A 25,781-nucleotide genomic window follows, 5' to 3' on the forward strand; every position below is an offset into this window, starting at 1 on the left:
TGACTCCTCCCGTGATAATGGTGCGTCGGCGCACGCAAAATTGTTAGTCGACCCATATCTTCTATACTTCACGATAGCCTATCCTTACGAATTGTGCGAGTTGGGAGGAAATTTTTTATGGCTATTGTGTTAGATGGTAAAGCTTTAGCTAGTAAAATTAAAAAAGATTTGGCAGCGCGCGTTGCTATTTTACATAAAAAAGGCATTAATCCAGGTTTGGGCACGTTACTTGTAGGTAGTGATCCTGGTTCGTTGAAATATGTTGCTGGTAAGCATCGTGATTGCGAAGAAGTGGGGATTAATTCTATTCGTTGCGATCTGCCAGAAGATGCTAGTGAAGATGAGATTCTTGCTGCTTTACAGAAATTAAATAATGACCCTCTTTGTACTGGATTTATTGTGCAACTGCCATTGCCAAAAGGAATTGATGTTCAAAAAGTTATTTCTTCTATTAATCCTGCAAAAGATTGTGATGGAATGCATCCGTATAATTTGGGTGAACTTGTTACGCATATTTCCGGTAATATTACAACACCTTTGCCGTGCACGCCGCGTGGAATTTTAGCTTTGCTTGATGAGTACGGTATTGAACTTTCTGGTAAGGAAGTTTGTGTGCTTGGTCGTGGCATTACGGTTGGACGTACTATTGGTCTTCTTTTAACCCGCAGGGGAGTAGATGCAACTGTTACGTTGTGCCATACACATACTCGGAATGTGCAGGAGATTATGCGTCGTTCTGATGTAATAATTGCCGCAATGGGTTGTGCTGGTTTTGTTAAGCCAGAAGATATTAAACCTGGTGCTGTTCTTGTTGATGTAGGCGTATCTCGTGTTTTTGATGAAGAAGCTGGTAGATACCGCGTAAAAGGTGATGTTGATTCAGCTTGTCGCGAAATTGCTGGAGCGTATTCTCCGAATCCTGGTGGAGTAGGTCCGATGACTCGAGCTATGTTGCTGGCGAATGTTGTAGATATGGCTGAGCGAGCACTTAATTGCAAATAAAATGCGACACGCCCGAAGTAAAACGTAAATTTTGGCTATGCCTGTATATAAAATCGACAAAGCGTGTGCATGGCATACATGCGTAACGTAAATACATAATTAAATATCGAGTAATATCCACCCCAAGAAGAAACCACTAATAACTAATGGCAGAGAATAATAACGAAGTCGCCAAGGTTGCGATTAATGATATTGGCACCGAAGAAGACTTCATCAAGGCAGTCGATTCAACCATCAAGAATTTTGATGATGGTGATTTAGTTGAAGGTACCGTCGTAAAGATTGATCACGACGAAGTATTGCTGGACATCGGCTACAAGACTGAAGGTGTAATTCCTTCCCGTGAACTTTCCATCAAAAAAGACGTTGATCCAGATGATGTTGTCGAGGTTGGCGACACCATTGAAGCCCTTGTTGTCACTAAGGAAGACAAGGAAGGACGTCTTATTCTCTCCAAGAAGCGTGCACAGTATGAGCGTGCTTGGGGTGACATCGAGAAGATTAAGGATGCAGACGGCATCGTTGAAGGTACCGTTATTGAGGCTGTTAAGGGCGGCTTGATCGTAGATATCGGTTTGCGTGGCTTCTTACCAGCATCCTTGGTTGAAATGCGTCGCGTTCGCGATCTTTCTCCATACATTGGTCAGAAGATTAAGGCTAAGATTCTTGAGCTCGATAAGAACCGCAACAATGTTGTGCTTTCTCGTCGTCAGTTCCTCGAGGAAACTCAGTCTGAAGTTCGTGAGACCTTCCTCTCGCAGCTTAAGAAGGGTCAGATTCGTGAAGGCGTTGTGTCTTCTATCGTAAACTTCGGTGCATTCGTTGATCTCGGCGGTGTTGACGGTCTCATTCACGTTTCTGAGCTTTCTTGGAAGCATATCGATCACCCATCTGAGGTTGTTAAGGTTGGCGATAAGGTTACCGTTGAGGTTCTCGACGTTGATCTCGATCGCGAACGTATTTCCCTTTCCCTTAAGGCAACTCAGGAAGATCCATGGCAGCGCTTCGCTCGCACTCATGTTCCTGGACAGGTTGTTAAGGGTAAGGTCACCAAGATCGTTCAGTTCGGCGTGTTTATCTCCGTTGAAGATGGCATTGAGGGCTTGGTTCACATTTCTGAGCTTGCAAACCGTCACGTAGAGAATCCAGAAACTGTTGTTAAGGCAAATGAAGACGTATTCGTCAAGGTTATTGATGTTGATCTTGATCGCCGTCGTATTTCCCTCTCCTTGAAGCAGGCTAATGAGGCTGTTGATCCAAATTCTGAAGATTTCGATCCAGCTCTTTACGGTATGCCAGCTGAGTACGATGCTGAAGGCAACTACAAGTACCCAGAAGGCTTCGATCCAAACACTAACGAGTGGATGGCTGGTTACGAGCAGCAGCGCGAAGAGTGGGAAGCTCAGTATGCTGCAGCTCACGAGCTTTGGGAAGAGCACAAGGCTTTCGCTGCTAAGGAACTTGCAGCTGCAGCAGAATCTGCTGCTGCTGACGGTCAGCAAGAAGAAGCTGAAAAGAAGCCAGCTAAGGAAGAAAAGAAGGAAGAAGTTGCTTCCAACTATTCTTCTGAAACAACTAGTGAAGGTGCTTTAGCTGATTCTGATCAGCTCGCAGCTCTGCGCGAACAGCTTTTAAGCGAAAAGAAGTAGTTTTCTACTAAAAGCGTATGAACAAGATGCCCTGTGAGTAATCATCAGGGCATCTTGTGTATTTCGATTATCACAATGTGCTCTAAATACTCTGATTTTATAATTTATATTCTGTAATTAAATGTGAGTACAACAAATTTTCTTTTAAGAAGCACGATTATATGATTTTGTTAAAGCATTAATTAAGTTATTAAGAGGATTGGTGAAAATTATGAGTACATTTGATAACAATCAGAAGAATGCTCAGTTTCCTTCATACGATGGAAATAATTCAGCGAATAATGCTACTTTAGTAAGTTCTCGACATAAGCTTGCTGCTGGTCTTTTAGCGATTTTTGTAGGTGGTTTAGGGATTCACAATTTCTACCTTGGCTTTAAAGGCAAGGCTATTGCCCAATTGTTGATTTCTGTTCTTTCTATTGGTTTGCTTGCAGGTATTTCGATTATATGGTCATGTGTTGAAGGAATTTGCATTCTTTGCTCAAAGCCTGGGACTAAGTGGCATAAAGATGCTGATGGTGCAGAATTACAAGATTAACCATTTGTTTTCTTTTAATAACAATGCCCTGGTAATTATTTACTGGGGCATTACTTATAATTTATATATGACAATATTGCGGATTGCGGTAACAGGCGGAATTGCAGCCGGAAAATCTACTGTAGTAAACCATTTGCGTTTGCTTGGTGCGTTTGTTATTGATTACGATGTTTTAGCGCGTAAAGTAGTGGAACCGGGAAGCGCAGTATTGCAACAAATAGTAGGTATTTTTGGGGAAAATGCTGTTAAGAATGATGGTTCTTTAAATCGTGCGTTTATTGCAGAGCATATTTTTGGAGATGGCTATGAACGTAAGCAAGCATTAAGTAAGATTGAGTCTATAATTCATCCTGCTATTTATGATTGCGCAAAGCTTTTAGAAAGCGAGTATATTAGTAAAATTTCTAAGGAAAATTGCAATGCTAAAGAAAATCGCAATGAGGTAAGCAGCGTAAGCTCGGTTATTGTGCACGACATTCCACTTCTTGCGCAAGTAATCGACAGCATTCCATTTAGTTTTGATCATATTATTACTGTTGAAGCGCCTCAAGAAATTCGCGTTAAGCGAATGATAAGCGAGCGGAACATGACTGAGAGTCAGGCTTTAGCGCGCATAAATAGTCAACTTCCAAGTAAAGTTCGAAAAGATATGGCGGATTTTGTAGTTGATTCCACTAAACCAATGGAATCTATGCTTAACAGTGTTGACGATACGTTGAAATCATGGTTGCGCGAAATAAACAATAAAAGTGCTGAAATTGCGAAACTGGGGAAGTAAAAGATTATGTCGAATAAAATTCAGCGCACAAACAAGCCTTTTGTAGTAAAAGCGCCGTATGCGCCTTCGGGTGACCAGCCGCAAGCAATCGAAGAGTTAGCGAATCGCATTGAAAACGGAGAAAACGACGTTGTTTTAATGGGTGCTACTGGAACTGGTAAAACTGCTACAACCGCTTGGCTTATTGAGCGTTTGCAACGACCGACACTTATTATTGAGCCGAATAAAACTTTGGCAGCTCAGCTTTGCGCGGAATTTCGCGAGCTTATGCCAGATAATGCCGTGAGCTATTTTGTGTCTTATTACGATTACTATCAGCCGGAAGCGTATATTCCGCAAACAGACACGTATATTGAAAAAGATTCGAATATTAACGACGATGTTGAGCGGCTTCGTCATGCTGCTACAGCGAATTTGCTTACTAGACGCGATTGCGTTGTTGTGGCTACTGTTTCTTGCATTTATGGACTCGGTACTCCAGAGGAGTATGCCGAGCGAATGCTTATGCTAAGCGTTGGCGAGCAACTTGAGAGAGATGATTTATTGCGTCAATTTGTGAGTATGCAATACAAACGCAATGACATTGCCTTTACGCGCGGAACTTTTAGAGTGCGCGGTGACACAGTTGAGATTATTCCAGTGTACGAAGAATTAGCTGTGCGAATTGAGTTCTTTGGTGACGAAATCGACAGAATTACCATGTTACATCCTCTTACAGGAGAAGTAATTCGCCAGGAGAGTAGTGTTCATATTTTCCCAGCATCTCACTACATTGCAGGACCGGAGCGCATGGAACGCGCGTTGGAGGCGATTGAAAAAGAGCGTGACGATAGAGTAGCGCAGCTTAAAAAGCAGAATAAATTGCTGGAAGCTCAGCGTTTGGAAATGCGAACTACGTACGATTTGGAGATGCTGCGTCAGGTTGGTGTGTGCCCAGGAGTGGAGAATTATTCTAGGCATTTTGACGGACGCGATGCAGGCACACCTCCGCATACTTTGCTTGACTTTTTCCCAGATGACTTTTTGCTAGTTTTAGACGAGTCGCATGTAACAGTGCCGCAAATTGGAGCTATGTATGAAGGTGATGCTTCGCGCAAAAGAACGCTTGTGGAGCATGGTTTTAGGCTTCCTTCTGCAATGGATAACCGCCCGTTAAAGTGGAAAGAATTTTTGGAGCACATTGGTCAAACTGTGTATCTTTCTGCAACGCCTGGAGATTATGAGCTGGGGCTTTCAGATGGCGTAGTTGAGCAAATTATTCGCCCTACCGGCTTGCTTGATCCTAAGATTGAGGTTCGCCCTGTAGAAGGTCAGGTTGACGATTTGCTTGCGGAAATCAAGGAGCGAGTAGCAAAAGATGAGCGCGTGCTTGTTACTACGCTTACAAAGAAAATGGCGGAAGACTTAACTGATTACTTTTTGGAGCTTGGTATTAAAGTTGAGTACTTGCATTCTGATGTTGATACTTTGCGCAGAGTGGAGCTTTTGCGTGAGCTTCGCGAAGGCAAAATTGATGTGATTGTTGGCATCAATTTGCTTCGTGAGGGTTTGGATTTGCCGGAAGTCTCGCTTGTTGCGATTTTGGATGCAGATAAGGAAGGTTTCTTAAGATCCTACCGTTCGCTCATTCAAACGATTGGCCGTGCTGCTCGTAACGTTTCTGGAACTGTGCTTATGTATGCGGATACTGTTACGGATGCTATGAGCAAGGCGATTAGCGAGACAGAGCGCCGCCGTGAAAAGCAAATCGCATATAACAAGGCTCATGGAATTGATCCTAAGCCTTTGCGAAAGAAGATTAGCGATGTGAACGATATGCTCGCTAAAGAGGATGTTGATACGCAAACTTTGCTAGCAGGCGGTTACAGAAATGCTAACAAGGCTGGGAACTCGCATTATGGCGTGCCAAAAGAGCCAAATCTTGGGCAGCAAAGCAAGGAAAAGCGTATGGCGAATATTTCTGAGCTTCCGCAAGACGATATTATGTCGCTGATTAAAAATTTGAGCGAGCAAATGCATGTTGCTGCTGAGCAGTTGCAATTCGAGCTTGCAGCGCGATTGCGCGACGAGATACGCGATCTAAAGAAAGAATTGCGTCAAATGGATGCGGCTAATAAGTGATGCTAATAAATGAGCATTGCAAATTGATGAGCGTTGCAAATCAAAAATGTTCGTGCAATTGATTACTTTTATCTACTGAAAATATTTGACGCGTATGTCAAAATATTTATTGATTTTTCTAACATGATGTAATTTTGGGTTTAAAACTACTTAATTAGTAAGAGAGTTTAATTTATTCAATCATGTGAATTAAAGATTATTGGATTACTTTAGTCAGTTTAAGTTATATACAATGCAATGACAATATGTTGAATGTAAACGAATGTTTGCGTATAGTAAAAGAAGATGGAGGTGTCGTATATGACTACTACGAATTTAAATATTAGAACAGATAAGGGAATTAAAGAACAAGCTGATAAGATTTTTTCAGAACTCGGGCTCAATATGACAACAGCGATTAACATGTTTTTGCGAACAACTATTCGTGAGAACGGGATTCCATTTTCTCTTAAATTAGAGGTTCCAAATGATACAACGATTGCTGCTATTGAGGAAGGTAGACGGATTGCGTCTGATCCTAGTGTAAAGGGTTATCGGAATATGGGAGATCTTAAGGTGGCTCTTGATTTATGAAATATGAAGTAAAATTCACGAATCAATTCAAAAAAGACCTTAAATTAGCTAAGAAGCAAAATAAAAATACGGATAATCTTTTAAAAGTAATTGATGTTTTAGCTAACGGTGGTGTACTAGAAGCTAAATATTGTGATCACGGTCTGACTGGAAAATATAGCGGAACAAGAGAATGTCATATTGAACCCGATTGGCTTTTAGTTTATGAAATTAAAAATGAAATTCTTGTTTTGATGTTATACAGGCTTGGTACGCATTCAGAATTATTTAAGAAATAAAAACACATTTTAAATCTACAGCTTTTGTTGATAAAAGGTTTAGTGTGTGGCTGCTTTAGGCTGAGCTTGTGCAGAATAAGCAGGTTGCAAAGTAGTCTGGCTGGTATAAATCGTAAGCATGCTAGGCATTTGCGCTAGCTAGTGTTAGCTATATAGTGCGCTAATCGCGGCTAATCGCAAGCTAAACGCGATTAATAAGAGAGCGTATCTAGTCGTGTTTAATCGTAGTAAATAGATATTCCTTGAGTATTTTTTGTGAGCGTTCACAAAACGCCGAATAAATACAATAAGCGGTCACAATACGTTGATACACTGGAAAGCGGAATTGGGCGTTTTATGGTTTTATCATTAAATCGCCCATAAAAAAATAAACAGAAATAGAAAATAGGTAGGCATTATGCGTAAAGCCAAAATCGTTGATACTATTGGTCCAGCTACCGAATCCTTGGAAGGTATTACCAAGCTTGTTGAAGCCGGTATGGATGTTGCTCGTTTGAACCGTTCTCACGGCACTCCTGAAGATCATTTGCGCGTTTACAACAACGTTCGTGCAGCTTCCAAGTCCACTGGCCGCAATGTTGCTGCTCTTGTTGATTTGCAAGGTCCAAAGATTCGCTGCGGATGGTTCAAGAAGAACGCTGAAGGCGAAGATAAGGTTTATTTGGAAGAAGGTCAGGAGTTCATCATCACTACTGATGATGTTGAAGGTGACGAGCACCGTACTTCTACAACCTTTAAGGGCTTGCCAGGAGATTGCCACGCAGGCGACCCAATTCTTATCGATGATGGTAAGGTTCGCCTTGAGGTAACTAAGGTAGAAGGCAACGACGTTCACACTAAGGTTATTGTTGCTGGTCCAGTTTCCAGCCACAAGGGCATTAACCTCCCAGGCGTTGCAGTTTCCCTCCCAGCTTTGACTGAAAAGGATGAGGCTGATCTTCGTTGGGCTATTCGCACTGGTGCTGACATTATTGCTATGTCCTTCGTGCGTTTCGCTACCGATATTGATCGCGCTCACGAAATCATGGACGAAGAAGGTCGTCGCATTCCAATCGTCGCCAAGATTGAAAAGCCACAGGCTGTTGAAAACTTGGAAGAGATTGTTAAGACCTTCGATGGCATTATGGTTGCACGTGGTGATATGGCTGTGGAAATGCCTCTCGAAGAGGTTCCACTTGTCACCAAGCGCTGCATTGAGCTTTCTCGTCGCTATGCAAAGCCAGTTATCGTTGCTACTGAAGTTCTTGGCACAATGGTTAACTCTCCAGTTCCAACCCGTGCAGAAGCTTCTGACTGTGCTAACGCTGTTCTCGACGGTGCTGACGCAACAATGACTTCTAACGAAACTGCTGTTGGCAAGTATCCAGATGTTACCGTTAAGACTATGTCTCGTATTTCTCAGTATGCTACTGAGCACGGCTATGATCGCATTCCTGCTGTTGAGCTTGACATGTCTAGCACCGGTGCAGTTTCTTCTGCAGCTGTTGATTTGGCAGATAAGCTTAATGCTAAGGCTATTGTTGCCTACACTCAGACTGGTCGCACAGTTCATCGCATTTCTCGTGAACGCCCAACCGCTCCAATCTACGGCTTGACTAACAATGAGCACACTTATCGTTGGTTGGCTTTGAGCTGGGGTACTGAAGGCTTCTTGATTGATGAAGATTACCATGACATGAATCGTCACGATTTGATGATCTTCACTGACAAGGTTCTTCGCGAAGCCGGTAAGGTTTCCGATGGTGATCAGATTGTTATCTTGAGCACTGCTCAGGGTGAACGCCAGGCTGGTCGCACTGACTCCATCTACGTTCACACCGTCGGTGCTTGCGACTAATTGCTTGATTCTGCGTTCTTGTACTAATACGCTAGTTCTTCTAGTTTAAGTGCATTTGCGCAGTAGTATAGTTTGCATAATGCGCGCTAGCTGTTTTGCAGTTTGCGCGCATTATGTTATGTATGATCAATATTGTTGATTTGCGACACGCGCAAAACGCTTTAACTATTTGCATGTGGCTTAAAGTGTGCTATAGTCAACAAGTCGCAAAAAAATGCGGAAAATTAAAAATGCCCCTGTATCCCAATTGGTAGAGGAAACAGCCTCAAAATCTGTGCAGTGTGAGTTCGAGTCTCACCGGGGGCACGTGCACGACGTCGCTTAGCTTGCTAGGCGACGTTTTTATTTTATATTTTAATGTCTCGTACATAAACAATAAGCGTATAATAATAAAAGTATTCTCGCACAATGAAAGTGCTGTACGTGATGTGAAAGGAACAACGATGATCCACAGTGCACGATTGCAAGTAAGTGAGCGTAAAAGAAGTAATTATGCTTGCGAATTAATCAATAATTACAAGCGCAATGTAATGTGCTCTTTTACTGCAATTGCTGCAATTGCTGCTGTAGCAACAGTATTAATGTGTATTTTTGCTATTGTTCCAAACTCTTCGGCATTTGCTTCAACTAAATCAACAGACGGTCTTCCGCCAAAAGGTGTGATCGTTACTGCTTTTCAGCAAAATTGGAAAAGTATTGCAAAAGAGTGTAAGCGAACTTATGGTCCTGAGGGTGTGAGTTATGTACAGGTTTCGCCGCCGCAGGATCATATTAGAGGTAAAGCGTGGTGGACTTCTTATCAGCCAGTTAGTTACAATCTAAATTCAAAGCTTGGCACTGAAGACGAGTTTAAAAATATGATTACTACTTGCAGGGCAGCTGGTGTTGGAATTGTTGTTGATGCTGTAATTAATCACACAACCGGTGATAGTAATAAAGATACTGTAGGTGTTGGCGGTAGTAAGTATGATGCGGCAAATCAAAGCTATCCGGATGCTGGTTACACAAAAGATGATTTTCACCAAATAGATAAAGATATTTACACATATAAAGATGCGCAAGTCGTTTGGAATTATCGTTTAGTTGGTTTGCTTGATTTGGATACTTCTAAGTCTCATGTACAAAAAATTCTTGGTAACTATTTTGCAAAATTGCTGAAAATGGGTGTTGCGGGCTTTAGAGTTGATGCCACAAAACATATGTGTCCTGAAGATGTGAAAGGCATAAAAGAAGCTGCTGCTAAAGCTGCTGGAATGAAGCCTGAAAATATTTGGTGGATGCAAGAAACAATTGGTTTTCCTGAACAAGATCCTAAAATTCAGCCAGATCAATATGTTGGTACAGGTGAAGTAGATGAGTTTGAATACTCGTATCGCTTGCGTAATTATTTCTATGGCTCAATTGAGAATTTGTCTCATATTACAGATCAGCTTATTCCTAATAAGAAAGCAGCTATTTTTGTGACTAACTGGGATACTGAGCGTGACAATTCGACTCGAGTTCTCACTTATAAGGATGGGGCAAAGTACGAGTTAGCTAATGCTTTTATGCTTGCTTATCCGTATGGAACACCAAATATTTATTCTGGATATAAGTTCACTCAGCGCGATGACGGTGCTCCTGGTGCAACTGATACGAACATTCCAGATGTAAAGTGCGGAAAGAATTCTCAGTGGCAGTGCACTCAGCGTTGGACTTCTATTCGTGGAATGATTGGATTCTACAATGCTGTTAAGGGCACGAAAGTAACTCAATGGCAGGATGACAACGATAATAACATTGCTTTTAGTCGCGGAAACAAGGGATTCTTGGCGATTAACAATACTGATAAGCCTAAAAATGTGAGTTATAAAACTGATTTGCCTGACGGTGAGTATTGTAACGTATATGCTTCACGTAAATGCTCTAGCACAGTTACTGTAAATGGTGGGAAAGTAGAGATAACTATTCCAGCTAATTCTGCTATTGCTTTGCATGTTAAGGCTGTAGAGCATTTTGGAAGTACTTCCACGTTTAGTACTGTGGCGATGATTGTAATTGTTTTCGCTGTGCTATTGATTGAGTTAGCTCTGATTCTGTGCAAAAAATAAGGCAGGTTCTAATAAGTAAATTGCGAAGTAAAGGACGATCTGGAAGTAAATTTGTATTGACATTATTACAGTTTTTGTATAGTTATTGCAATATTGTCAATATGTAGATGTTATAATTTTCTCCGCTGATAATGCATGTTTATAACGATGGCTGGCAACATAGTAGTGCTAGCCATCGTTTGTGCATTGAGGCTATTAATGCGCCCAAGGAAGAAGCGTGTTGATACCAATGGAGGAAAGGATACTGATGAGTCATCGTCGACACTTTGCATCGAAGATGGTTGCTGTTGCTACGTCTGTTGCAATGCTTGTAACTGGTTTTGCTGTTACGGGTAGTGCAAACGCTGTTAGCGATAGTTCAAATAAAGAAAATCTAACTCTTAACCGTAAGGGCGTTATTGTTACTGCATTCCAGCAGAATTGGAAGAGTATTGCTCAAGAGTGCACTAAAACTTACGGTCATGAGGGCGTGAAGTATGTGCAAGTGTCTCCTCCGAATGATCATGTAAAAGGTAAGCAGTGGTGGACTTCTTATCAGCCTGTGAGCTATAAGCTTGATTCTAAGCTTGGCACTGAAGCTGAGTTTAAGCAGATGATTCAAACTTGCAAAGCGGCAAATGTTGGAATCATTGCTGATGCTGTGATTAATCACATGACTGGTGCCGATAATAGAGATAAAGTTGGCATTGGTGGAAGTGCATACGATGCTGCTACGCAAACTTTCAAAACAGCTGGATATACTAAGGATGATTTCCATCAGAGTACTGAAAATATTAAAAATTACAAGAATGCTGAAGAAGTTTGGACTCACAGGCTTGTAGGTTTGCTTGATTTGGATACTTCAAAGCCGCATGTTCAGCAAGTTTTAGGCAAGTATTTTGCAGATTTGCTTAAGATGGGTGTTGTTGGTTTCCGTGTGGATGCCGTTAAGCATATTTCGCCAGCGGATATGAAAGCCATTAAAGCTGAAGCTGCAAAGCAGGCAAATACTACTCCTGACAAGATTTGGTGGATGCAGGAGACGATTGGCGATCCTTCTGAAGCTCCAGAAATCCAGCCAGCTAAGCATTTAAACGAAGGCGAAGTCAACGAATTCCAGTATTCCTACCGTTTAAAGAACGATTTTTATGGATCAATTTCGAATCTAAAGAATATTACTAATGGGCTTGTTCCAAGTGATAAAGCTTCGATTTTCGTTACTAATTGGGATACTCCTCGCGAAAATTATGTGCGCACTCTCACTTATAAGGATGGTCCTCGCTACGAGCTTGCAAACGCGTTTATGCTTGGCTATCCGTATGGAAACCCAAACATTTATTCAGGGTACAGGTTTGCGGATGGACATAAGGATGATGGTGCGCCTAATGCGACCGATACGTCTGTTCCAGATGTAAATTGTTCTCCAAAAACTGGCTGGCAGTGCACTCAGCGTTGGACTTCTATTCGCGGAATGATTGGCTTCTTTAATGCTGTGAATGGTGCTCAAGTCACTAATTGGCAGGAGAGTGACAATAATAACATTGCATTTAGCCGCGAGAAGAAGGGTTTCTTAGCAATCAACAATACGCCAAACGCAAAGAGAGTTTTGTATAAGACTGATTTGCCTGATGGTGAGTATTGCAACGTTTATGCTGCAGGTGACTGCTCTAAGACTGTTAAAGTTGCAAATGGCAATGTTGCTGCGACTATCGCTCCTTATTCTGCAATTGCTTTGCATGTAAATGCAACGACTAAGAATGTTAAAAAGATTGCAGCTCGCAATGAGTCTGATCCAAAATACAATGTTGACGATGTTAAAGACCAGTCAACAACTGTATATTTCAATGCTAAAGGTAAAGCAGGTAATCCAAGTTCTGTAAATATTCATTATCAAATAAGTGGTGATAATTGGACTGTAGCTCCCGGATTGCCAATGCGCAAAGTTTGCAATGATTGGTTTGCAAAGACTATTACTAATCGTGGTGAATTTAAAGCTGTATTTAATAGCGGTGTAGGCAATTGGTATCACATAAATGGCCAGAATGATGGCGATTTCATTATTCCTGCTGGCGCAAAGAATTATGTGATAGATAATAATCTCAATGGTTCTATCGCAGAACAGGCTCCTTGCGAAGTTGAGGATACATCTTCAAAACCTTCTGCATTAAAGACGAAGATTGTTATTCACTACAATCAAAAAAACACGAATAAAGGTGTTTATATCTGGGGTCTTAAAGATGCAGATGGTAAAGAGATAAAAGGTACCTGGCATGCATTTAATGGTCAAGACGCTTTTGGTAAGACTTACACAATTGAAGCTGATGGCACTTACGAGAGTGGAAAAGTCGGATTTATTATTACTACTGATCCAGGAACTGATAATAAAAATTGGCATAAGGACGGAACAAAAAACCGTTTTATTTATAATATCGAAGATGGAGTAGGTCAAGCTTGGGTTATAAGCGGGAATGAAGATACTTTTGCTGAACCACCAGTTGAAGTTGCGGACAAACTTAATAAGATTCAAACGTTAAACGTTACTGTTCACTACCGTAGAACAAACAAGGATTACGCTGGTTGGAATCTCTGGACGTGGTATGGTAAGCAAGAAGGCGTAAAGCAAGATTTCACGGCTCATGATGATTTCGGCAAGATTGCAGAATATACGTTTACGGATAGTAATGGCGTAAAAGATCCGAAGTTTATTGTGCGATATTCTATGCAAGGCAACGATTGGGTTGCTAAAGATCCTGGTGAAGGCGATCGTGCAATTCCTGCAAAGGCAATCACTTTAAGCCAAGATGGTAAAACTGGTAATGCTGAAATCTGGCTTATGCAGGGCGATAGTAGAGTTTACTTAAGTCCAAACGTAATCAACACGAAGGCTAATGCTATTAATGCTGATATTACGTCTTTGAAGGAATTTACTGTAAATGCGAGCGGTGACCCTTCAGAGATTAAGAAGAATGACGTAACTATAACTGATGTTACAGATTCAAAGAAAGAGAATCATACGGCAGTAGATATTTCGCAAGTTGCTGTTGTAGATAATAAGATCGTAATCACCGCAAAGAACGAATTAGATCTTAAGAAAATGTATGAAATCAGCATTAAGGGTGTTGGTGGAATGCCTAAAACAGTGTCTGTGTCAACTGTTAAAGGCTCTAAGATTGTTCGCACTGATGAGTTCGATAAGAAATACGCTTATGCTGGCGACGACTTGGGTGCTGTTGTAAATGGTAATTCTACGACTTTCAAGCTTTGGGCACCAACTGCTACGAAAGTTGAGCTGGTAACTTATCAGTCTGATGCTGAGAATGCTCCAGAAGCTAAAACGCAAGAGATGAAGCTTGAAAGCAATAATAGTGTGTGGAGTATTACTACAAGCGATGCAAAAGTTGGCACTGCTTACACGTACAAGGTTCATTTTGCAGATGGTGCTGTTAATAATTCTCCAGACCCTTATGCAAAAGCTGCTGTGCGAAATGGAATGAGATCTGTTGTATTCGGTGGCAGTATGGCAACACCTGTAACTCGCATGGCATCGTTTGGTAAGCGCCCAACTGATGCGACTATTGCAGAAATGAATATTCGCGACTTTTCGATTCATGAAAGTTCTGGCGTAGATGTTGCAAAGCGCGGCAAATATCTCGGTGTAATTGAATCTGACACTAAGAATGGAAGCAAGCCAACTGGTTTGGATTATTTGAAGTCCCTCGGCATCACTCACGTGCAAATCATGCCAATGTATGATTTTGGTTCTGTGAATGAAGCAGGAGATTTGAGTTACGGCAAGTCAGGTGCTCAAAACTGGGGCTACGATCCAATCAATTACAACGTTCCAGAAGGTTCGTATGCGTCTGATTCAGCAAACCCTGCTACGCGTATTGCGGAACTAAAGCAAATGGTTGACGGTTTGCATAAGGCTGGCTTGCGCGTGATTATGGATGTTGTTTATAACCACGTTTATAACGCTCAAAAGAACGCTTTTGGCCAAACTGTGCCAGGTTACTACTTCCGTTACAACGATGACGGCAGCTTTACTAATGGATCTGGTTGCGGAAACGATACTGCTTCTGAGCGCAAAATGATGCGAAAGTATATTGTTGACTCTGTAAAGTATTGGGCTAAAGAGTACGGTATTGACGGCTTCCGATTTGATTTGATGGGATTGATTGATCTTGAAACCATGAAGGAAGTGCGTAAGGCTGTTTATGACATTGATAAAAACTCTATTATTCTTGGCGAAGGCTGGGATATGAGCCAATTGCCTTATGGAAACCGCACTATTCAGCCTAATGCGTATAAGCTTGCAGACAATAATGGCGTTGCATTCTTTAACGATTCCTTCCGTGATGCTGTAAAAGGCAAAGGAGATGATGATGTTGCTGGATTCGTGTCTGGAAATAGAGGCAGTGACAATCTGGTAATGCAAAATCTTTACGGTTGCCAGCCTGGAAACTCAAGTTGCACTGATAGACATTATGCGAATGCAGGTCAGACTGTGCAATATGTTGAAGCTCACGACAATCTTAATCTTTACGATAAGTTGAAGAAATCTTTGCCTCATGAGTCAGAAGAGAATCTTAAGAAGCGAGTAATGCTTGCTAATTCGCTTGTAATGTTTGCTCATGGCATGCCATTCTTTGAGCTTGGTCAAGAGTTCTTACGAAGCAAGAACGGCAATAAGAATAGCTACAATGCTGGTGATAGTGACAATTCTGTTAAGTGGGATTTGGTTAATAAGAATTCTGATGCTGTTGAATACTTCAAGGCATTGATAAAGTTAAGAAACGAAATTCCAGCTTTACGCGATTCTACATATTCTGATGTTAATAAGAATATGCATTGGATTAAGAGCAGCGATGGTATTAATGCGTTTAGTGTTGATGCCAAAGATAAAACGTATGTGTTTATTTTCAACGCTAATAGTAGTGAATCTACTGTGAATATTGGCAAAGGAAAGTATCACGTGCACATTGCTGATGGAAAAGCTAATGGTGATGATGCATCAAAGTTCCCTGAAGCATCTGTAGACGATAGTGGAAATTACAAGGTTTCTGCTCTTTCTACTGCAGTGCTTGTGAAGGTTGCTGAAAAGAAGAATAATAAGAATTCTATTGATCTTGAAAAGGTCGCTGAATATAAATTGCATCCTGCTGACGTAAGCGAACTAGTTAATGGTACTGTGAATCCTGCGCCTGAGCCATCGCCGGCACCTGGTCCTGTAAATCCTCAGCCTGGTCCTCAACCTCAGCCTCAGCCTGGTCCTGGTCCTGTGACGCCAACGCCTCAGCCACCTGCTCCTGCTCCTGTAGTTCCAACACCAGCTCCTGGACCTCAGCCGCAGCCTGGTCCGCAACCAGCGCCAGTTCCAGCTCCAACTCCTGGTACTGTGAATCCTGCTCCGGCTCCTCAGCCTGGTCCACAGCCTTCGCCATCACCTGCTCCGGCTCCGGTGCCAACGCCTCAGCCTGCACCAACACCGTCTCCGGCACCGGCTCCTCAGCCTCAGCCATCTGAGCATGAAACTCCAGCTAAGCCGGATCAGACTAAGCCAGATCAGACTAAGCCGGATCAGTCTAAGACTGAAACTCCAGCTGAGCAATCTGAACAGTCCGCACCTGCTAAGTCTGAACAGTCCGCACGTGCTAAGTCTGAACAGTCTGCACTGGCAAAGTCTGAGCATTCTGCGCCAGCTAAGCCGGCAGAATCCACTCCTGTACCTGTTGCTCCGAAAACTGTTCAGCAGCTTAATCCAGAATTAAAGGGAACTCTTAGCGTTGGTAACAATAACGTTGCAACTGCAGGTGTTGTTAACAGTGTAAGAATTAATCTTGTAAACAGCGAGTTCATCGAGCGTTTGCAGCGCGATGGAGTAGTTTATGCATACGCGTACATTTACTCGTCTCCTCGTTTGCTTAAGGGTGCTGATGGTTCAAAGTTTGTGACTGTTCGCATGGTTAATGGCAAGCCTCAGTTTGATGCTCAATTCCCAGCTGGATACATCGGAAAGCATACGGTTGTTTTGGTTGACGAGAAAGGTAATCAAGTTGCTTGGACAGATATCACAGTAACAAACAATGCAGTTTCGCAACAGCTTCATAGTTTAAGTGCGACAGGCAGTAATATATTCGTAGTTACTGCTGTATGCTCAATACTTATTGCTGCTGCGAGCGTATTGCTACTTCGTATTAAGAGTCACAAGCGCTATAGGAATTCGTGAGGTTTTATTAGTAAATAAATGAACTAATAAGTTCGCTCATTATAAAAGCCGAGGATAATTGCATTTGTTGCGATATCCTCGGCTTTGTGTTTGAAGCAGGGTATAGAATTAATAGATAGTTTGGTTTTTTATAACTGTATGTGAATGTTTTACTAATAAGGAAGAGAAAGAAGAAAATCATGTACTGCGTTAATTGCGGAGCTATTTTAAAAGATAATACGAGGTTCTGCACGCAGTGTGGTGCAGAAATTACTTCTTCAGCAAATAATACTCAGTCTCAGCAAGCAGAGCAGCCTCATCCTGAAGCGCAAACGCAAGTATTTTATACCAGCAACATTCCTAATCAGTATTATCGCCCTGAAGCAAATACACAATACCCGTATCAACAACAATACGGGTATGCGCAAGTTGCTGCTGAAAATGATGCGAAGCGAAGGAATATTATTATAGCTATTATTGTTATGATTGCTGTTATTCTTTCAAGTATTTTCGGGTATTGCATTTGGGATTATATGAGACCAAAACAAATTCCTTACGAAACTTTGCGAAAAGAAATTATGAAATCCAATAAATACGCGGATTATAAGTTGAAAATTGTTGACTCTGACGTATCTAAATATCCTCATGTAAAACTGTACTTTTCGCTTACTGATAGTAGTGGAAAAGCTTTGGAAATTGATTCTCCTACTGCTGCAATTCGTGAGAAGATTGGTGGTGGCAGAGAAGCTGAAAGACTTATCCATAAAGTTGAGCGCATTAAAGATAAACAAGGTGTTAATTACGAAATTCTGCTTGATAAATCTGGATCTATGGAAGATTCTATAGATACGATGAAACGTACTATGAGTGATTTTGTGCGCAATCTTAATTATAAGGTTGGCGATACAGGAGAGCTTATATCTTTCGATAGTTACTTAATGTATATGGCAACGTATACTAACGATAAAGATCGATTGCTTACAGGCATTGATAATATGACTCCTTACGGCATGACAGCTTTGTATGACGCACTTTATACCGGAATTACTAATGCTTCTAATCATCCTGGCTTTAATTGCGTAATTGCGTTTACTGATGGTCAAGATAATGAGAGTACTCATACTGCTGATGAGGTTATTTCTTTAGCTAAAGAAAAAGGTATTCCTGTATATTTGATTGGTACTAGTGAAGCTGATTCAAGTACTCTGCAAAATATTGCGAATGAAACGAATGGTTACTTCTGGGATATGAATTCAATTTCAGATATGCAAGAGGTAATGAATAGAATTCGAGTCAATCAAGATAATGTTTATTGTTTAGAATATGATTCTGATTCTTCTTCGAATGCGTATGCTGATCGAGTGGTTTCTGCATTGGTTGCAGATTCCAAGAATCATCAGTCTGGTGGTATTGGTGATGATTTGTCGTTTAAGCCAATTAAGAAGAAGAATTATAAGAAGGGTGCAACTCGCTTCGTGCTACATAAGGGCGATGTGAAGTGGACTGAAGCTAATAGTGCATGCATGCAAGATGGTGGTTACTTAGTAACTCTTACCAGTAAGAGTAAAGAGAAAAAGGTAATCAATATGGCGAAAAAGGAAGGCGTTAAGTATGTGTGGATTGGCGGTTATACTTCGCAACGTGAGAATGGTGACGTATTTGCGCACTGGGTTACTGGTGAAAAAGTAAAGTATGAAAACTGGTTGCCAGGAGAACCAAGTCGAAACGATAAAGATGGAGAGCCTGAGTTCTATCTTATGCTTTGGCGTTTAAATGATGAGTGGTCTTGGAATGATCAGCGCGATGATTTATTTACGACTCCTACATTGCGTAAAACCTTTAGCGGTAAAACTGGCTATGTTTGTGAGATAAATAGGCATTAGTATTACGCTACTACTTTTTGGTTCATTTTTAGCGAATTAGAGGAAACTCGTTATGCGAAAGCAAAGGACACGTAAACTACAAAGCAGTCCGCATTATGTAGATGGTCGCACTATGCAATATCGTAGTGCTCAGCATCATAATCAAATTGCAAGTGTTGTTCCAAGAAAGCGTTTTGCTGCTATTTTAGTGGCTATTATAGCTATTGTTTTACTTACAATATCTATGTTTGCTGCAGTATCTGTTATGCGCTCGCATTTTTTTAATGTTTCTTCTAAAACTTATGTTAGTAAGAAAACAGTTAACCCTGCGGATGTGGCTAAAAAACTTGAAGCACTAAAGCAAGCACGTAAAAGGCAAGCAAGACGGGGGATTGACCCTAATAGCAGTGTTGTTAAAAATGTGCTATCAAAGATGTCTCTTGAAGATAAAGTTGCTCAAATGTTCATAGTTAAGCCTGAAGAATTAGCTGGAACATACGGGACTGTGGTATCTTCTGGCTCGCAAATGCAGCAGTCGTTTAATTCCATACCTGTTGGCGGAATAATGTATAGCAGGGAGAATATTCAGAATCCTAATCAAACTCAGCAAATGATTTCTGGGTTGCAATCAATAAGCGAATCTAGAGTGTCACTGCCTGCTTTAGTAGCTGTTGATGAAGAAGGTGGCACTGTTGCGCGAGTTAGCTCAAATCCTCAAATGGGTGTTAATTCCTCGCCTAATATGAGGGATATTGGAGCGACTAAGAAAACTCGCAAAGCTTATAAAACTGGTGCTTACATTGGTAATTATCTTTCGAATTTAGGTTTTAATGTTGATTTTGCTCCAGTTGCTGATGTGATTACTAATCCGGATAATAACCTGATGATCAAGCGTTCATTCGGCTCTAATGCTTCGCTAGTTGCAAATATGACAGATGCGTTTACTGACGGTTTGCAAGAGCATCACGTTTTTGCCACGTATAAGCATTTTCCTGGTCATGGCTCAACTTTTGAGGATTCTCACAAAGGCGTTACTGTTTCGAACCAAACTCCACTTGCGTTAAGAAAAATAGATTTAGTACCATTCAAAGATGCTGTAGACACTGGTGTTAAGTTTATTATGGTCAGTCACGTGTCGTATCCGAAGATTACAGGTGATGATATTCCTGCTAGCATGTCTGAGAAAATTGTTACTGGTTTAGCTCGTAAAAAGCTTGGTTATAAAGGTATTCTTATTTCTGACTCTTTAGGAATGGGCGCAATATCGTTGCGCTATTCTCCTGGAGTTGCTGCAATTACAGGAATTAAAGCAGGCATCGATATATTACTTTCTCCTGCAAATTTGCGTCAAGCGTATTATTCTGTTGTTAATGCAGTTCGTCAAGGTGATATACCTGAGTCTCGAATTGATGAGTCTGTAAAGCGAATTATTGCAGTAAAATTGCAAATTGCTCAGCAATTAAAGAGTCAAAATGTAAAAAATTCTAAAATAACTAAATGAATCAGCGTGTTGCATTTATTTAAGTAAATTTTTTCTTTTACATTATTTTGGGAGTTTCTTTATTTAAAACGAGATTTTCTTTGCAAAATAAGGATTTACGAATAATAAATTTATAAATATTTTTGTAATAATTATTTCATTAGGAGAATATTTTTGAAAAAATGTTTGCATTTGTACTTTTATGGTGTTAGCATCATTTCCAACACAAACAAATATCGAATACTTCGGTTGGGGTTTGTGCGTGAACCACAGTTAGTATTAATGAGTTAAGGAGGCAGACATCATGCTTAACATGAACATGAATGCTGAATCTTTCGATACTCTTAATGCTGCACGTATGTGGTGGTGGCAGTCTTCTTTTTGGCGTGAGTTTACTCTGAAGTTTTAGAAGCTGCGTATAAAAGCTTGTAAAAGACCTCCGGGTAAGCCCCGGGGGTCTTTTTGTATACAAGCCTTAAATTTCAAAAATAACCAAATCACAAATCACAAATCACAACAAAATATTCGATAGCTTTGTATTCAAATAATATGAAGCTTAAACAAGGAGAGAAATCATGGCTAATGAAACTAATGAAAAAGTTATGGAAGCTACTAGCGGCGTCGCAAATGCAACTGCTGATGTTGCGTCGGTAATGATGAAAAATGCGAAAGTTAAGAATCATGCACTAAATATTACTTCGTTAGTGCTGGTTGCAGTTCTATTTGCAGCAGGATGCATTCTTGATTTTACTGTTGCCAAGCCTCTTTCTATTGGAAATATCCAGCCTGAGTTTGTTATTGCTTCATTCTGCTTGGCGATTTTGTTGGTTCGTCCAAAGATTTATCAAGGAGCTATTATTGGAGCTCTTGCTGCAACATTAATCCAACTTAATACTTCGATTCCATTCCTTGAATATGCGTGTGACATTCCTGCTGCAATTATTATGACAGCTATTTTAATTGGATATGTCCATCTCTTCCCAAAGGATGCTGCTCGTAAAGTAAGTGTTTTCCCATTTATTGCAACTTTTGTTACAACAGTAATTTCTGGTTGCATTTTCGCTTCTATTGCTGCTTACTTTATTCTTCATTCTCCAAACATGGTAATCGTAATGATGCCAATTATTTTTGGTACTGCTGCATTTAATGCGATTATTGTTGAAATTCTTTATACTCCATTGCGACTTGTATTGCACAAATAATAAATAATGTAACTAAGAAATTCTTATGATTGCATGTTTAATTGCACGTTATACATCATTATTAACGAATGTGTTTAATGCGTATAAATGTATAAAGTCATAGAAGTATAAATATAAAGGTATAAAAGCAAGTTGGCATCAGTCTAATATGATTGATGTCAACTTGTGTTTTTGTGTTATTAATTTTTTAGCGTTTGCTCGGTGTGTTAGAGTTAGGAATGTTATGTCTCAGCAAGAAAAATATGTTGCAGATAATCATTTAGTTGATTCTGCCGAACCGTGTAAAGAGCCTATGAAAAAAAGTGATGAATCAGTAAAAGAAGTGCCATTGCTTGAATTAAGCAATGTATCTTTTCGTTACGATACTCATAGTGATGAAAGTGTTGCAAATAAAGATAAAAAAGACAATGAAGATAATTGCAACTATGCTCTTCATAAAGTAAACCTTAGTATTCATCAAGGTGAATTCGTTGGAATTATTGGACCTTCTGGGTCTGGTAAAACAACTCTTGCTTCACTTTTTTCTGGAGCAATTCCTCACCATTATTCGGGAAAGTTTTTCGGAACTGTCAGAATTGCTGGTCATGACACTACTACTCTTGAGCTCACTAATATTGCTTGTTTAATTGGCTCTGTTATTCAAGATATTGATGCGCAAATGGTTGCTGCAAACGTTGAAGATGAGTTGCTTTTTGGCTTAGAAAACTTCGGAGTTTCGCACGATGAAATTCCTGAGCGTATAGCAAATGCACTAGAAACTGTTGGTATTAGCAATTTGCGAAATCGTGATTTAGACACGCTATCTGGAGGTCAAAAGCAGAAGGTCGCAATAGCTGCTATTTTGGCTTTAAGGCCTAAAGTGATGGTTTTAGATGAGCCTACTTGTGCGCTGGATCCAGTTTCTTCACGTATGATTTTCGATGTTTTAAGTGATTTGAATAAAAACTTTGGTATTACTATTGTAGTGATTGAGCAAAAAGTAGCTTTATTAAGTGAATATTGCAAGCGTCTTATAGTGCTTTCTAAAGGTGAGCTTGTTCTCGATGCTCCTGTTTGCGAAGCTCTTAAAGATATAGAGTTACTTCGTAAAGTAGGTATTAATTATCCACGTACTACGCGATTGCTTAAACAATTGCAAGATGAACAAATTTGCGATCCAGCACCTCTTAGTGTTGGCGTTGATGAGACTGTAAATACTATTGTTAAAACTTTGCGTTCTGATTATTTTAAACTTTCTAATCGCGATGATGTGTATGATGTAGAAGCTGATTTAGAACTTAATAAAGAAGATTCTAAAAGAGCTAACAATGCAGTTAATAATATTGATAAGCCATGCCTTTCAATAGATCATGTGAGTTTTGCTTATGCAAATGATGTCAAGGCTCTAAAAGATATTTCATTTGATGCTTATGCTGGTGAATTGATCGCATTAATTGGTAAAAACGGTGCCGGAAAAACTACTATTACAAAAATTATTAACGGTTTACTAAGACCTACTGAAGGTAGTGTGACAATTGACGGTATCGACACCAAGCCATTGCGAATTAGTCAAATAGCAAAATATGTTGCGACATTATTCCAAAATCCTGATCATCAATTATGTAAAGAGACTGTTCTTGAAGAAGTAGAGTTGAGCTGTATTTTAATTGGTGAAGATTCTAGTCAAGCGAAAACGCATGCAATGGAAATTATTGAGAAACTTGACTTAAATCCTACTGACAGTCCATTCATGCTTTCTAGAGGGCAGAGACAAATGGTGGCATTGGCTGCAACTGTCGTAACGCGTCCTAAAATACTTGTTCTCGATGAACCAACTTGTGGGCTTGATTACCATGAATGCGTGAGAATTATGCAAGTGGTTGAGGAGTTGCGAGCTCACGGTTGTTGCGTGATTATGGTTTGTCATGATATGGAAGTTGTGCTTGATTATGCAACTAGACTTATAACGATTAATGATGGAAAGCTTATTATTGATGGTTCGGCGCATGATGTTTTTGAAAAACCAGATGTCTGCTCAGCTGCTTCTTTATATCCACCATTATTGTGTGCTGTTTGCCAAGGTTTGGTTTCTAACGGTTTTAAGCAATGCTATGGATTGTATACGCGAAAAGAATTAGTTGAAGCGTTGCGTTTTGGTAAAATCGCAAAACTTAGTCAGAATAAGCAGCATAATCAGCAGAATAGTTAGAAGTAAAATAAAGGCATCTGATATTTATGAAAACGAGACTATTAACATATCAATCAGGCAACACATTCCTTCACCGCACAAACCCTATTGCGAAGCTAATTCTTGCTGCGAGTATTGTAATAAGCGTATTTATTGCTAAACAGTATTCTGTACTTATTGCGCTAGCTGTTATTATTTTTGTTGGCATGGCTTTTACTCATGTTGTTAAAACATTATTTGGCCTTATTAAAGCTATGCTAATAATTTCTTGCGTAATGTTTTTGCTACAAACTGTTATTGCTCAAAGTGGGAACTATATTTTTCTATGGTTTACGTTAAGAGGTATTGATATTGGAGCGAAAGCTTCTTTGCGTTTGTTCTGTTTTGCTTTTCCTCTTGTTACAGTGCTAACAGTAACTAAATTAAACGATCTTGCAAATGCTGTAGTCCAATATTTGCATATTCCATATTGTTATGCTTTTACTATAACTACTGCGGTTCGTTTTGTGCCTATTTTTGCGCAAGAAATGTCTCAAATCACAGAAGCTCAAATGGCTCGCGGAGTTGAATACGATAGTAAAAATCCATTTAAAAAATTAAAACTTATGATGCCTCTTATTGTGCCTCTTTTGGTTTCTTCAGTGCGTAAAGCAGATAGTTCTGCGCTAGCAGCGGAAGAGCGCGGCTTTTATTTGCGTACACGCAAGTCTTCGTATTACAAATACCCATTCGGATGGCGTGGATTCTTGTCTTTAGTTATTTCTGCACTTATTATTGCTTTACCAATATGCACTTCAATCTTTTTGCCAAATTTAGTGTAAAATATTTGTGTAAATCATAAATAAATAAATCATAAATAATTTATGAGGCTTTTGATGAAAAGTGTAAAAATTTGGCTTAAGGGTGCAAGAATTTACACGCTTCCAATAGGCTTAGTTCCTGTTGTTATGGCGTTTGCGGTTTCATTTAGAATGATGCGATTTTCGTATTTTGAAGAACCAATTATGCATCTAGAGCAATGTTTTATACAATTTTTCTTGTGCTGCATGGTTGCTGCGTTTATACAAATCGCCGTCAATTATGCCAATGATTATTGTGACGGATTGAATGGCTTGGATGAGAATCGTAGTTTGCGTGCTTTAAGTAGCAATAATTCAAAGCCTTTATGCGATGTATCTTGGCGCCTTGCAAATGCTGGAATTTCCTCGAAATCTGTGCTTAAAGCTGTAATAATTTCTGCTTTTATTTCTTGTATTTTTGGTTTGATTATTGTTTTGCGAACTGGAATATATTGGTTTATTTTACTTGGAATTGCGTGCTTTGCTGCAGCCTGGTTTTATGCCGGGGGTAAACATCCTTACGGTTATAAAGGTTGGGGAGAAGTAAGTGCGTTTGTATTTTTCGGTCCTGTTCCTTTTATTGGTTCGTTATGCGCAATTACATATGGAATTGGTATTCCAGAAACTAGTATATTTATTAATGGCGGGCAAAGGATTTTGGCTTGTTTGCTAATATCTTGCATTCCTGGTGCTTATTCGGCTTGCTTAATGATGGTAAACAATCTTCGAGATATTAAAAGCGATAAAGAGCATGGAAAAATAACTGCTATGGTTAGAATTGGTGAGCGCAATGGTAGGCGTTTATGCGCTGCTATGAGCATTGTTTCTGCTGTTCTATTGATCGCATATTCTATTTTGATTATTGTGTTACCTTCTGCAGTGCCATCAATATGGCGCTTTTATAGTGTTGAAGTTTTCCTCAGTTTTAGTGCGATTGTATGCAATACTTCATGGCATTTATTTTTTGCTGCTTTTCAGTGGCTCTTATTGTTAGTCATTGCAATTAAAGCTTATAAGTTTACTAAATGTGTGCTTATAGGTGATTACAAGAACGCTTTTCCTATGTGCGTTGCTCAGGCAATACTTGGTGCGCTGGCTGTATTATTATCTGCGATTATATAAAATAAGCAAAATAGTGCTAATTGTATGTGCTTGTTCGCGCGTCTTGCAATTCTTATGAT

16 protein-coding genes and 1 tRNA gene are annotated in these 25,781 nt (G+C 40.0%); all 17 read left to right on the top strand.

Translation table 11 applies throughout. The features are described from left to right. Positions 1 to 117: 117 nt before the first annotated feature. Positions 118 to 1,002: a bifunctional methylenetetrahydrofolate dehydrogenase/methenyltetrahydrofolate cyclohydrolase gene (locus tag DOD25_RS02015; RefSeq protein WP_064340688.1), complete on the top strand. Its 885-nt coding sequence runs from the start codon at positions 118 to 120 to the stop codon at positions 1,000 to 1,002. Positions 1,003 to 1,148: 146 nt separating this feature from the next. After that, on the top strand, positions 1,149 to 2,651 hold the full coding sequence (rpsA, locus tag DOD25_RS02020) for a 30S ribosomal protein S1 (RefSeq protein WP_004107061.1): 1,503 nt from the start codon (positions 1,149 to 1,151) through the stop codon (positions 2,649 to 2,651). A gap of 211 nt (positions 2,652 to 2,862) precedes the next feature. Next, on the top strand, positions 2,863 to 3,189 hold the full coding sequence (locus DOD25_RS02025; protein WP_004119289.1) for a TM2 domain-containing protein: 327 nt from the start codon (positions 2,863 to 2,865) through the stop codon (positions 3,187 to 3,189). A gap of 67 nt (positions 3,190 to 3,256) precedes the next feature. After that, a complete protein-coding gene (gene coaE / locus DOD25_RS02030) occupies positions 3,257 to 3,967 on the top strand; it encodes a dephospho-CoA kinase (RefSeq protein WP_064340202.1) in 711 nt (236 codons plus the stop codon). Between the two features lie 6 nt (positions 3,968 to 3,973). Next, positions 3,974 to 6,088 (top strand): excinuclease ABC subunit UvrB, encoded by a 2,115-nt coding sequence (uvrB, locus tag DOD25_RS02035; RefSeq protein ID WP_064340200.1) that lies wholly within the window; start codon positions 3,974 to 3,976, stop codon positions 6,086 to 6,088. A gap of 300 nt (positions 6,089 to 6,388) precedes the next feature. Next, positions 6,389 to 6,661, top strand: coding sequence for a type II toxin-antitoxin system RelB/DinJ family antitoxin (locus DOD25_RS02040; RefSeq protein WP_004107052.1), 273 nt, complete (start codon positions 6,389 to 6,391; stop codon positions 6,659 to 6,661). After that, positions 6,658 to 6,939, top strand: coding sequence for a type II toxin-antitoxin system YafQ family toxin (locus DOD25_RS02045; protein WP_004107050.1), 282 nt, complete (start codon positions 6,658 to 6,660; stop codon positions 6,937 to 6,939). Before DOD25_RS02040 ends, DOD25_RS02045 begins: the two co-directional genes overlap by 4 nt. Before the next feature lie 397 nt (positions 6,940 to 7,336). Beyond that, positions 7,337 to 8,776, top strand: a complete 1,440-nt coding sequence (gene pyk, locus DOD25_RS02050) for a pyruvate kinase (protein WP_004107046.1) — start codon at positions 7,337 to 7,339, stop codon at positions 8,774 to 8,776. A 232-nt stretch (positions 8,777 to 9,008) separates the two neighbouring features. Further along, a tRNA-Leu gene (locus tag DOD25_RS02055) sits at positions 9,009 to 9,082 on the top strand. Positions 9,083 to 9,306: 224 nt separating this feature from the next. Continuing rightward, positions 9,307 to 10,866, top strand: a complete 1,560-nt coding sequence (locus DOD25_RS02060) for an alpha-amylase (RefSeq protein WP_064340201.1) — start codon at positions 9,307 to 9,309, stop codon at positions 10,864 to 10,866. 247 nt (positions 10,867 to 11,113) lie between these two features. Then, positions 11,114 to 17,071: a type I pullulanase gene (pulA, locus tag DOD25_RS02065; RefSeq protein ID WP_112928604.1), complete on the top strand. Its 5,958-nt coding sequence runs from the start codon at positions 11,114 to 11,116 to the stop codon at positions 17,069 to 17,071. 179 nt (positions 17,072 to 17,250) lie between these two features. Beyond that, the gene (locus DOD25_RS02070; protein ID WP_004119297.1) at positions 17,251 to 18,933 is read left to right on the top strand and encodes a VWA domain-containing protein; all 1,683 of its coding nucleotides are present in this window, start codon (positions 17,251 to 17,253) and stop codon (positions 18,931 to 18,933) included. 52 nt (positions 18,934 to 18,985) lie between these two features. Then, positions 18,986 to 20,413, top strand: coding sequence for a glycoside hydrolase family 3 protein (locus DOD25_RS02075; protein ID WP_004119300.1), 1,428 nt, complete (start codon positions 18,986 to 18,988; stop codon positions 20,411 to 20,413). Positions 20,414 to 20,967: 554 nt separating this feature from the next. Beyond that, positions 20,968 to 21,594 carry a hypothetical protein gene (locus DOD25_RS02080; RefSeq protein WP_004107001.1) on the top strand — a complete coding sequence of 209 codons (627 nt, stop codon included), beginning with the start codon at positions 20,968 to 20,970 and terminating at the stop codon, positions 21,592 to 21,594. 223 nt (positions 21,595 to 21,817) lie between these two features. Continuing rightward, positions 21,818 to 23,782, top strand: a complete 1,965-nt coding sequence (locus DOD25_RS02085; protein ID WP_004106999.1) for an ABC transporter ATP-binding protein — start codon at positions 21,818 to 21,820, stop codon at positions 23,780 to 23,782. Positions 23,783 to 23,808: 26 nt separating this feature from the next. Next, positions 23,809 to 24,582: an energy-coupling factor transporter transmembrane component T family protein gene (locus DOD25_RS02090; RefSeq protein WP_004106997.1), complete on the top strand. Its 774-nt coding sequence runs from the start codon at positions 23,809 to 23,811 to the stop codon at positions 24,580 to 24,582. A 54-nt stretch (positions 24,583 to 24,636) separates the two neighbouring features. Then, positions 24,637 to 25,722: a 1,4-dihydroxy-2-naphthoate octaprenyltransferase gene (gene menA, locus DOD25_RS02095; protein ID WP_064340599.1), complete on the top strand. Its 1,086-nt coding sequence runs from the start codon at positions 24,637 to 24,639 to the stop codon at positions 25,720 to 25,722. The last annotated feature ends 59 nt before the right edge of the window (positions 25,723 to 25,781 follow it).

The sequence above is a fragment of the Gardnerella leopoldii genome, assembly GCF_003293675.1.
GTDB lineage: Bacteria > Actinomycetota > Actinomycetes > Actinomycetales > Bifidobacteriaceae > Bifidobacterium > Bifidobacterium leopoldii.